The following is an 11,385-nucleotide window of genomic DNA, read 5'->3' as shown; positions in this document are numbered from 1 at the left end:
GTGGGCGGGCGGGGGGGGGGGGTAGTTGGGGTGACGGGAGGTGGGGTTCAGCCGGCCGATGCGGGCGGTACGGGCGGTACGGGCCATCCGGTCAGCCGTGTCCGATAAGTGAGACGGGGTCTCATCCCCGGCTCGCAGGGGGCCCGGCGCTCGGTTCGCCGTCGGCTCGCGACCCGCTCATCGAGTGCGGTCGCGGGTGCGCGTGATGGGCGGAGGCGCGGGTCAAGGTGCCGGCGGCGTACCCGAGCAGGGCGAGCGCGGCCGTGCCGCAGGCGAGGGTGGGTACGGCCGCCGGCCCGTAGGCCGCGAAGAGCAGCTCGATCGGCCGTCCGGCTGCTTCACAGCCGGGCAGCCGGGCCGCCGGCACCAGCCCGACGGCTCCGCATTCCATCGCGCAGGCGGCACTCATCGCGGTGGCTCCCGCCTTGGGGAAGCCGTGCACGGCGACCAGCCTGGCCAGGTAGAGAAGCCCGCCGAGCGCGGTCGCCGAGACGAGCGCCCCGGGGGCCGGCAGCCCGTCGCCCACGACCAGCCGGGCGGCCAGCAGCAGGGCCAGCAGCGCGCCGAGAAAGAGCGCGAGCGTGCCCGTGAGCAGCGGCCGCACCGCCGCGCCGAACTCCTCCAGGCCACGGCTCGCCGTGAGCCGGCCGCGTGCCTGTACGGCGAACCAGTGGGCGCACCCGGCCGCGGGGGCGACCGCGAACGCGAGCCCGACGGCCTCGCCCGTACCGGCCGGCCCGAAGGCCAGGGCGACGGAATCGGGACCGCCGTCGAGCACCTTGGCCAGCAGCCAGTCGCCGAGCAGGGCGTAGCCGAGGAGCCAGCAGGTCAGCAGCGCCCTGCCACCGGCCCCCGCGCCCCCTCCCGCACCGGCGCGCGCGCCTGCCCGCGCGCCGGTCCCGGCCGCCGCACCCGCCGTGCTCAACGGGCCGCGCCGCAGGCACAGCCTCAGCATGACGCCCGCCAGCGCGACGCCGACCATCCCGACGGCCAGCCGCAGAACCAGCTGAGCGTCCTCCGTCAACACGAGCCCCGCGACGGTCACCGCGCACACCGCGCCCGGTGCCAAATGCAGCGCACTCCGCCCGACGCGCGCCCGCTCGGACGCCTCGCGCACAACCATGGGGCCGCTCTCGGCGCGCGGCACCCGGGCGTACAGCTCTTCGGCGAGCGAGAACACGTCCCGGTGCCGGAACCGGGCGGCGGTGCGGTCCGTGATGCCGTGCGCCTCCAACCCGGCGGCGATCTCCAGCGGATCGACCGCACGCTCGCACAGCTCCCGATGCCGCTCCATCAGCGCCCGCACGGGATCGGCGGGGCCCCGCCGACCGCCCGGGGCGGCACCCGCGGCGGCGGGCCCGGCCGGGGCGTTCGTCCGGGGTCGTGGCTCGGTCACGACTGCTCCGCCCCCGCGGGGCGGTACGAGGCGCAGGCACCGACCGGTTCGGCTGCGGGTGCCTCGTACCGTCCGGCGGGGGCCGGAGCGGGAGCCGGTACGGGTGCGCGTTCCCGTGCGGGAGCAGGGGCGGGTACGGGTTCCCGCACGGGAGCGGGTCCGGGCGAAACGGCTTGAGGACCCGCCGCTTCCCAGCCCACCCGCTCTAACCCCGCAGCCCCAGTAGGCCCGACCGCACCGGCCGCCCCACCAGCGTCGCCCAGCCCGACCGCCTCGCCCAGCCCGACCGCCTCCGACGACGCCGCCGGAGCGACACCACCCGGCAGCGCCTCCCCCGCTCGTCTCAAAGCCGCCTCGCGTGACACCCAGCTCGGCACGCGCCTCGGCAGCGTGCCCGCGCCCGGTGAGGGCGCGCGGGACGGTGCCGCACCCCCCGAGACGGCCGGAGCAACCGGAGCGGCAGCGGAAGCGGAAGCGGAAGGGTCAGCCCAGGCATCCCGCCGGGCACCACCGGCCGACCCCCCGGCCCAACGGCCGGGCACATGCGACTCGGCGGGGCGCGCGAAGGGCTGCGGGCCGCCGTCGGCGCCGACCGTGTCCTGCGGCACCGGGCAGTGCGACATCAGCTCCAGGTAGATGCCACGAAATGCCTCGACGTTCTGCTCGACGGTGAACAGTTCGAGCGCCCGCGCGCGCGCCGCCGCTCCCAGGCGTGCGCGCCGGTCCGGGTCGCGGAGCAGCGCGAGGCAGGCGTCCGCGAGGGCGCGCGGGTTGCGCGGGGGCACCACCAGGCCCGTGCCGCCGATGACTTCGCAGACCGCCCCGACGTCCGTGGAGACCGTGGCGCGCCCGCAGAACATCGCTTCGACGAGCGAGACCGGGAAGCCCTCGACCACGCTCGACAGCACGACGACGCTGCCCGCCCCGTACGCGTCGGCGAGCCTGGGCAGCGCGGGGCCGCCGATCTCCTCGAAACGGACCGGGCTGTCGCCCGCCGTCATCGCGTCGGCCGCTGTGCCGGGGAAGAGCTGGGCGGTGAGCGCCTGGCAGTGCGCGCGGTAGGCGGCGATGTCCGGGCTGCGGCCGGCCTCGCCGTGCCCCAGGTCCACGATCAGCAGCCGGGTGCACGGCTCGGCCTTGCGTACCTCGGCGAAGCCGTGCAGCAGGGCGATGAGGTCCTTGGCCGGCTGGATCCGGCCGACCCAGACCAGCGTCCGGCCGTCGCCCGCCGAATCCCCGTCCCGCTCCCAGCCCCACTCCCGCGCGTCGGCCCACTGTCCCGCCGAGCGCCACGCCCCCGCGTCGACGGGCCCGCCCGAGCGGCCTCCGTCGCGCTCCCTGGGCCGCTCGCCGACCGCCGTGAACCGGCTCGCGTCCATCCCCGGATAGACGGTGCGCAGCCGCGCGCTGTCCGCGCCGCAGCGCTCCTGCCAGCGACGGGCGTGCGTGTTGCCGGGGGTGATCAGCGCCGCCTGGGCGTACGTCTCCATCGCCAACTGGCGTTGGAAGGAGGACAGCAGGGAGCGCACCGGCACGCTCGACGGCGCACCGGCGCGTTCGAGGTAGTGCTCGCGCAGCCGCACGCCGTACTCGGTGACCAGCAGCGGCGTCCCGAAGAAGCGTTTGGCCAGCAGCCCAGGCAATGCGGCCGAGCCGCCGGACGCCGCGTGGCACAGGTCCACCCCGCTGAGCCCGGGGCCGCCCTCGTCGCCGTACCAGTCGAGGGACAGTGGGCGCAGCGCGCGTTCGAGGAGTTCGGTGACGGCGAGCAGGTCGGAGACCTGCGCGCCGTGGGCGACGCGCTGCGCGCCGGGTGCGCGGCAGGTCGCCTGGAGGGTGCGTACGGCTTGCTCGGAGCGGAGCAGCACCGGCAGCCCGCCGCGCTCAAGGGCCAGCTCGGCGAGACCGTAGAGACCGGAGGAGAAACGGTCCGCCTGAGCTATGGAGCCCTCGGGCGAGCCGCTGCCCGCAGCCGCGCCGACGCCCGATCCGGACCCCTCGTCCCCCCCCGGCACCGAGCGCGCCGCGGCGCTCCGGATACCCGGGCCCGCGACCGGCGGCACGCTGATCGCCGAGGCCAGCTCGCCGAAGCTCTCGGCGAACCGACGGCGGTCGCGCCGGCCGTACGCGCCCCCCGGTGCGCGCCGCCCCGCGCCCCGCCGCGCCCTCGGCCTGCACTCCGCGAACTCGCCCCAGAGCGGGGCCGTCCGCACCCGGCCCACCTGCTGCGGCAGTTCGCTCCAGCCGGCGGCCTCCTGGCGGGCGCTGCGGCTGAGGGCGTAGACCTCGAAGTCGTGGTTCGCGAGCCCGCGCACGAGCCGGTCGCACCACACGCGCGCCTCACCGGTCGCATACGGATAGCCACCCTCGGTGAGCAGTCCAACGCGCACGAGTGCACCCCGTTCTTCCCTTCGGGCGACCGCGCCGCCGTTCGAGGAGTGACGCTATGCGGGCAGGTGGGTGGCGCGACGGACGGTTGTCCATCGCGCCACCTGAAGGGGTGAACACCCGTAACTTTCCCGCTGTCGGCGCGTTTCCGTGCCCCTGCCTGCCCCTCCGTCGCACCCTGACGCGCTGTCAGGCAGCCGCGCGGGCGGCGCGCAGCTCCGCCGAGCGCACCGGATCGAGCACCGGAACGGCGTCCAGCAGACCGCGCGTGTACGGGTGCCGGGGCGCGTCGTAGACCTCGTCCGCCGCGCCCTCCTCCACGATCCGTCCGGCGCGCATCACCGCCACCCGGTCACTCACCTGCCGCACCACCGCGAGGTCGTGCGCGATGAAGACCAGGGCCAGGTCCAGCTCGCGCTGCAACTCGTCCAGCAGCGCCACCACCTGCGCCTGCGTGGTGACGTCGAGCGCGGACACCGGCTCGTCGCAGACGATCAGCCGGGGCCGCGGCGCGAGCGCCCGCGCGATGCCGACGCGCTGCCGCTGGCCGCCGCTGAACTCGTGCGGATAGCGGTGGTACCACTGCGGGTCCAGGCCGACCCGCTCCAGCAGTTCCCGCACCCGCCGCACCACCTGCCGGTCGTCCGCGCCGCCCGCCGCGCGCAGCGGGTCGGCGATGGACTCCCCGATGCTGCGCCGCGGGTTGAGCGAGGACACCGGGTCCTGGAAGACCATCTGCAACTGTCCGCGCAGCGGCCTCAGCTCGCGCTCCCGCAGGCCGCCGATGTCCTGCCCCCGGTAGCGCAGTTCGCCGCCGCTGGGCTCCAGCAGCCGCACGAGCATCCGCCCGAGCGTCGTCTTGCCGCTGCCCGACTCGCCGACGATGCCGAGCGTCTCGCCGGCCCGTACGGTCAGCGACACCCCGTCCACGGCGGTGACGGTCCCGCGCCGCCGCCCGAACTCCCGCCGCAGCCCGCGCGCCTCGATCAGCGGTTCGCCCTCCGCGGCGCGCGCCCCCGTACCGCGAGCGCCCACACCGCGCGCCTCCGCGCCGCGCGCCTCCGCGCCGCGCGTTTCCGAACCGCGAGCGCCCACACCGCGCGCCTCCACGCCCCGCGCCTCCGTACCGCCAACCTCCGCACCCCGAGCGCCCCGCCCCTCCAGGCCGCGACTGTCCGTACTACGACTGTCCGTACTACGCATCCCCGCACTACGACCGCCCGCGCCCCGACCGCCCGCGCCGCCGCTCCCGACCGTGAGCAGCCTCGCGCCGGCCCTCGGCGCGTCCACCCGGGGCACCGCCGCCAGCAGAGCGCGGGTGTACGTCGCCTTCGGCGACCCGAGGATCGCCGCGACGGGCCCGGACTCCACCTCCCGGCCGTCCTTCATCACCAGGACCTCGTCGACGCTGCCCGCGACCACCCCCAGGTCGTGGGTGACCAGGATCAGGCCCATGCCCGTCTCGGTCCGCAGCCCGTGCAGCAGGTCGAGGATCTGTGCCTGGACGGTCACGTCCAGCGCGGTCGTCGGCTCGTCCGCGATCAGCAGCCGCGGCTCGCAGGCCAGCGCCATCGCGATCAGGGCGCGCTGCCGCATGCCGCCGCTGAACTCATGCGGCCGTGAGCGCGCGCGGCGCACCGCGTCGGGGATGCCGACCCGCTCCAGCACCTCGACCGCCTTGGCCCGCGCGTCCCGCCGCGACGCGCCCCGCCGGTGCGCACGGTGCACCTCGGCGATCTGGTCGCCGATCGCGTAGTACGGGTCGAGCGAGGACAGCGGGTCCTGGAAGACCATCGCGGCCGTCCCGCCGCGCAGCCGTCGCAACTGCGCGTCGTCGGCGGCCAGTACGTCCGTACCGTCGACCCGGACCGTGCCGCCGACCTCCGCGCCGGTCCCCCGGTGCAGGTCGAGCAGCGCCGCCGCGAGGCTGCTCTTGCCGGAGCCCGACTCGCCGACCAGGCCGAGCGCCCTGCCCGGCTGGAGCGTGAAGGACAGGCCGTCCAGGGCCCGTACGGTCCGGTCCGCGACCGGGAAGGAGACGGTGAGGTCCCGGACCTCGACCAGCGGCCCAGGACTGTTCGGCCCAGGAGCGGGAACCGGAGCGGGAAAGGGAACGGCCCCGCCGGCCGCCCGGGAATCCGGACGCGCTCGTTCACGGGAACTCGGTTCGGCGGTCACGTCAGGATCACCCTTCGGTCGGCGAGCGCGTAGATGACATCCGCGACGGCGTTGGCGAGCACCACGAACGCCCCGATGACCAGCACCAGCCCGACGACCACCGGCAGGTCGATGACCCGTACGGAGTGCACGAGCAACTGGCCGAGCCCCGGCAGTCCGAAGAGCGATTCGGTGAGCAGCGCACCACCGAACATCGTGCCGAGGTCGACGGCGCTGAGCGCGATCACGGGTGGCAGCGCGCCGCGCAGCGCGTGCCGGGTGACGATGGCGCGCTCGGAGACGCCGTACGCCCGGAAGGTGCGGATGTGGTCCTCCGCGAGCGTCTCCAGGGTGGCGGAGCGGGTGAGCCGGGCGTACTTGGCCGACTCGAAGAGGGCGAGGGTGAACCACGGCAGCAGCATGTTCCAGGCCCACTGCTCGGGGTCCTCGGAAAGCGGGACGTACGAGGGGAAGGGCAGCCACTGGAGGTACGCGCAGAAGAGCATCAGGATCAGCAGCCCGAGGATGAACACGGGGGTGCCGGTCGCGCCGAGCGTCAGCACGGTGAGCACCCGCTCGGTGACGCCGCCACGTCGCAGCGCGGACAGCAGCCCGGTGCCGACGCCGATCAGCAGCCACAGCACCATGGCGCCCAGCGCGAGCGAGGCGGTGACCGGCAGCCGGGCCTGGATCAGCTCGGTGACCTGCTGGTCGTTCTGGTAGGAGAGGCCGAAGCAGGGCGCGTCGCAGTGCAGCACGGAGGTGCCGGTGGAGTAGTCGCGGCCGGTCACCAGTCCCTGGAGGAAGTGCAGGTACTGGGTGTACACGGATTCGTTGAGGCCGAGTTGGTCCCGTACCTGCGCGATCTGTCCGGGGTTGCAGCGCGGCCCGCAGGCGAGCTTGGCGGGGTCGCCGGGCGCGAGGTAGAAGAGGGCGTAGACGACGACGGACAGCGCGAACAGCACCAGGACCGCGCCGCCGAGCCGCCGGAGCACGTAGCCGGTCATGCGGGGCCTTCCTTCGTCTTGGCCGCAGCCGTTCCCGCCGCAGCTGTTCCCGCCGCAGCCGTTCCCGGCACAGCCGTCTTCACCACAGCGGCCTCGCGAGCCGCACCGGAAGCGGTCTCACGCGCCCTGTCTGCCCCACTGGCCCCGCCGGCCTTCCCCGCCCGCCGTCCGCCGGACCGCCCGCCGGACCGCGTGCCGACCCGCAACCGGGACTCCTCCCGCGGGTCGAGCGCGGTGCGGACGGCGTCGCCGAGGACGGTGAAGGCGAGCACGGTGACGAACAGCAGCCCGGCCGGCGCCAGCACGTACATCGGGTCGGCGCGGAACCAGGTGGTCGCCGTGGACAGCATCTGTCCCCACGAGGGGGTGGGCGGCTTGACGCCGATGCCCAGGAAGGACAGCGACGCCTCGGTGACGATGTTGGAGGGCAGCAGGATCGCCGCGTAGGTGATGACGGGCGCGGCGAGCGAGGGCAGCAGTTCGCGGCGCGCGACCCGCCAGGGCCGGGAGCCGCCGAGCCGGGCCGCCGCGACGAAGTCGAGCCGCTTGAGGGTCAGCGTCTGGGCGCGTACGACCTTCGAGGTGGCGCCCCAGCTGAGGAAGCCGATGACGAGGGTGAGCAGCAGCGGCCGGGGGAAGTCGGCGGGGACGACGGCGGTCAGCGCGATGGCCAGGACGAGCATCGGCAGCGCGACCATGACGTCGGTGACGCGGCTCAGCGCATTGTCGACGAATCGATTCCCCAGCCCGGCGGCGAGGCCGATGACAACGCCGATCGCCACCTGGATGAGGGTCGCGCCGACGGCGACCGCGAGCGAGACCCGCGCTCCGTACAGCAGCCGGGCGAACAGGTCGCGGCCTGTGCCCGGTTCGACGCCGAGCCAGTGGTCGGCGCCGACCCCGCCGTAGGAGCCGAGCGGCACGCCGCCGCGCGCCGAGTCGATCAGCGCGTCGTGGTACGTGTTCGGGTCCTGGCCTTCGAGCGCGGCGAGCAGCGGGGCGGCGAGTGCCAGCAGGACGAGCAGCGCCAGGACAGCCACGGCCACCACGGCGGAGCGGTGCGAGCGCAGCCGCCGCCAGAACCGGCCCGACCCCGGGGCGGGGACGTCGGCCGTCCCCGCCCCGCTCGCTCCGGCCTTGACGGCCGTGAGGGGTTCGGTGGTCACTTGACCGAGACCTGCGAGATGTCGAGGACGCCGGTCCAGTCGCTGATCACGACATTCTTGACGTCCTTGCCGAACAGCCGCTTGTAGACCGGGTGGAAGAGCGGCACGGTGACGGCCTTCTCGCCGGTCTTCTTGTCGAGCGCGCCCCAGCGCCGGGCCGCCGCGTCGAGGTCGGTCAGCTTGTTGACGGCGTCGATCTCGTCGTTGACGGACGCGTCGTCGAGCTGGGCGTGGTTGTAGTTGGAGCCGTTCCGCACGATCTGCCGGCCGTCGTAGATGGGCGCGAGGAACGGGCCGCCGGACGGCCAGTCGGCGCCCCAGTGGGCGAGGAAGAGGCCCGGCTCGCCCTTCACGCTGTGGACGGTCTCCTTGTAGTCGTTGTCCTCCAGCCCTTCCAGCTTGACGGTGATGCCGGCCTTCTTGAGCGCGTCCTGCACGGCGGAGGCGATCTCCGGGCTGGTCTCGAAGTCCTTGGCGGTGGAGTGGGTCAGGGTGATCTTCAGGCCGTTCTTGTACCCGGCCTCCCTGAGCAGCTTCGCGGCCTTCTTCGGGTCGCCCGTCTTCCCGGCCGGGAAGTGGTCGTACGGCGTGTAGCCGAACGATTTCTGGTTGGGCAGATACGTGGTCGCGGGCTCGGCGAGCGAGGAGCCGCCGGCCGCGTTGGCGACGCTCGTCCGGTTGACGGCGTACGAGACGGCCTGCCGCACCTTCGGGTCGTCGAACGGCTTCACCTTGGGGTTGAAGGCGAGGTAGTTGGTGTATCCGAAGCGGCCGGTGCCGACCCGGTCGGCGAGCTTCTTGTCGCCGCTGACCTGCGCCAGCTCGGCCGGGCCGAGGTTGGTGTCGGTGGTGACCGCGGCGGCGTCGGCGCCGGAGCCCGTGGACAGCCGCTGGTTGATGACGGCGGAGTCGAGACCGGACTTCACATCGATCCGGTCCGGATAGGCGTGCCGCTCGGGGTCGGTCTTCGCGGACCAGTGCGGGTTGCGCTCCAGGACCAGGCGCTCGCCGTCGCCGGTGTTCTTGACCACCTTGTACGGGCCGGAGGACACCGGGTGCTCCTCGTATTTCGTGCCCTCGTCCTTCGCCTTCGGCACCGGGGTGAACTGGGTCTGGGTAGCCAGATAGGGGAATTCGCCCTCGGGCTTCTTGAGGTGGAAGACGATTGTCCTGGCGTCGGGCGTCTCGATCGAGTCCAGGCCGCCTTTGCCCTTCTTCTCGTACGGGCCCGGGTAGTCGTCGCCGCCGACGAGCCAGTCGCGCAGGTACGGCGCACCGCCGGAGAGTTCGGCCGCGAAGGAGCGCTCGATGCCGTACTTGACGTCGCCGCTGGTGATCGCCGAGCCGTCCTCGTACTTCAGCCCGGCCTTGAGCTTGTACGTCCACACGGTGGCGTTCTCGCTGGGCTTGCCGAGGTCGGTCGCGAGGTCCGGCACCACCTTCGCGCCCGCCGCCCCGTCCTCCCGGTTGCGGGTGGTCAGCGTGCGGAAGACGAGCGAGGGGACGTTGCCGCCGCCCGAGGTGTAGAGCCGCGCCGGGTCGAAGTTCTCCTGCGGGACGGCGTTGAGGACGCTGAGCGTGCCGCCCTTGGCCGGCGCGGCGTCGCGCTCGCCGCCCGAGGCCGCGTCGTCGTCCCCTTCAGGGCCGCAGGCCGCCGCGCCTCCGACGAGGACCAGACTGACGGCGGCCGCGGCCACCCGGCGCGATATGACGGAGAGTTGACGCATGACGAAGGGTGCCTTTCGCAGCAGGGATCACCTGCGGAAGGCGGCGGACGGAGCTCGGGCGAGCGCTGGGCCGCTCCCGGCAGGCGTGAGGAGACACGCGCGGGGGTGCACCCGGGCCGGGGCGGAACGCCTCGACGGACCCGGGAGGAGCGGGACTTCAGCGACAGTCGATGTCGGCGACAGCATGCGCGGCCACGCCGATGAGCACCAGATCGAAGCCGGTGATCTCGGGAACGTGGCGATGCGACATGCGCAGAACATTGGACGATTTTTCGCCCGCTGGCAAAGCTGTCTCACGATCAGAGACCGTTCGTCTCACGATCAGGGATTGGGCCAGGAATTGGGCTTGCAGGTGTCGCCGTCCGTGGTCAGCGTCTTGGTCTGCTGCATCATCACCGGGGCCAACGCGCCCTCCTTGCCGCACGGCTCGTGATTGCGCCCGAGCCGGTGGCCCACTTCGTGGTTGATCAGCATCTGCCGGTAGGGGTGCATCTTGTCGCCGAACGTCTCGGCGCCCTGGGCCCACCGGTAGGCGTTGATCATGACCCGCTCGGTCGCCGCCGAGTCGCAGGACACGTTGTCCACCCTGGTGTCGAGGCCGGACTTGGCGCACCAGGTCGCGGTGGTCCCCGGGCTCGCCAGGGTGATCACGAAGTCGGCGCGGCCCTTCGACACCCGCTCGAAGGTGCGGCTGCCGTCGTGCCCCCAACTCCGCTTGTCGTTCAGCGTCTTGTGCACCGCGTCGGCGAACAGCTTGCCGTCCAGCGGCAGTCCCAGCTCGACGTCCACCCGGTAGCGCAGCACGTTCCCCCGGCCGAGGGCCTTGTCGTTGCCGGGCACGGTCTTGAACTCGCGGGACGCCTGGAGCTTCGGGGCGAGCGGGAACTTCTGCGCCATCAGATCGTCGTACGAGGCCGGTTTCGCGACCGGGGTCGGGCGCTGCTCGGAGCGCGAGGCGTCGTCGGCCTCCTTGCGGTCCATCGTGCTCTTGGCCTCGACCTGCCCGCTGTCCTTGGGCCCCTCCGCGACCTGCCCGGCCACCACGATCGCCAGCACGGTGGTCACGGCCGCCGCCGCGATGCCGGTGAAGGTGCGCCCCTTCGCGCCCTTGGCTGCGACTCCACGGGCGGCCTCCGGCCCGTCGGGCGGATACTGCCCGGATCTGTCGGCCTCGCTCTCAGCCTCCGTCCCGGCCTCGTCGTCGCTCTCCTCGGCGAACCCGTCCGCGCCCAGCGGGCCGAAGGCTCCGTCGCCCTGCTCGGCCGTACGCGCTCCGAGCACCCGCCCGCTCGCACCGGCGGCCCCTGCCGCGCCGGCCGCGAACACATCGCCGTCGTCGAACGCTCCGACGTACTCCCGCCGCGGCCCCGGGATTCGCCCGGCCGCGGACGGCGCCGGGTAGCCCGCGGGCCGCGGCACGCCACTGAAGCGCGGGTCGAGGGCGCGCGGGTCGGCGGAACGCGGGTCGGCGGAACGGCCGGGGGCGCCCCAGCCGCCGCCACCCTCATGGTGCTCGGGGTGTCCGCCGCGCACCGGGGCGGACG

Annotated in this window: 8 protein-coding genes; all 8 read right to left on the bottom strand. The window is 73.9% G+C overall.

Features of this window, described 5'->3' with window-relative positions:
* Positions 1-121: 121 nt before the first annotated feature.
* Positions 122-1,396, bottom strand: a complete 1,275-nt coding sequence (locus tag QMK28_RS23980; protein ID WP_326441394.1) for a hypothetical protein — start codon at positions 1,394-1,396, stop codon at positions 122-124.
* A complete protein-coding gene (locus QMK28_RS23975; RefSeq protein WP_326441392.1) occupies positions 1,393-3,786 on the bottom strand; it encodes a DUF3492 domain-containing protein in 2,394 nt (797 codons plus the stop codon). The genes QMK28_RS23980 and QMK28_RS23975 overlap by 4 nt, the downstream gene beginning before the upstream one ends.
* Positions 3,787-3,973: 187 nt before the next feature.
* Positions 3,974-5,848 carry an ABC transporter ATP-binding protein gene (locus QMK28_RS23970; RefSeq protein WP_326441404.1) on the bottom strand — a complete coding sequence of 625 codons (1,875 nt, stop codon included), beginning with the start codon at positions 5,846-5,848 and terminating at the stop codon, positions 3,974-3,976.
* Positions 5,849-5,958: 110 nt separating this feature from the next.
* The gene (locus QMK28_RS23965; RefSeq protein ID WP_326441390.1) at positions 5,959-6,948 is read right to left on the bottom strand and encodes an ABC transporter permease; all 990 of its coding nucleotides are present in this window, start codon (positions 6,946-6,948) and stop codon (positions 5,959-5,961) included.
* On the bottom strand, positions 6,945-8,114 hold the full coding sequence (locus QMK28_RS23960) for an ABC transporter permease (RefSeq protein ID WP_326441388.1): 1,170 nt from the start codon (positions 8,112-8,114) through the stop codon (positions 6,945-6,947). Before QMK28_RS23960 ends, QMK28_RS23965 begins: the two co-directional genes overlap by 4 nt.
* Complete coding sequence (locus tag QMK28_RS23955) at positions 8,111-9,841, bottom strand: ABC transporter substrate-binding protein (protein WP_326441386.1); 1,731 nt, start codon at positions 9,839-9,841, stop codon at positions 8,111-8,113. The genes QMK28_RS23960 and QMK28_RS23955 overlap by 4 nt, the downstream gene beginning before the upstream one ends.
* 157 nt (positions 9,842-9,998) lie before the next feature.
* Positions 9,999-10,091: an Ms4533A family Cys-rich leader peptide gene (locus QMK28_RS23950; RefSeq protein WP_326441384.1), complete on the bottom strand. Its 93-nt coding sequence runs from the start codon at positions 10,089-10,091 to the stop codon at positions 9,999-10,001.
* Positions 10,092-10,162: 71 nt separating this feature from the next.
* Positions 10,163-11,374: a DUF3152 domain-containing protein gene (locus tag QMK28_RS23945; RefSeq protein WP_326441383.1), complete on the bottom strand. Its 1,212-nt coding sequence runs from the start codon at positions 11,372-11,374 to the stop codon at positions 10,163-10,165.
* Positions 11,375-11,385 lie beyond the last annotated feature (11 nt).

Source organism: Streptomyces sp. H27-D2, from assembly GCF_035828615.1.
Classification (GTDB): Bacteria; Actinomycetota; Actinomycetes; order Streptomycetales; family Streptomycetaceae; genus Streptomyces.
The sequence above is the reverse complement of the archived record's forward strand: the minus strand, read 5'-3'. Positions and strand labels throughout refer to the sequence as shown.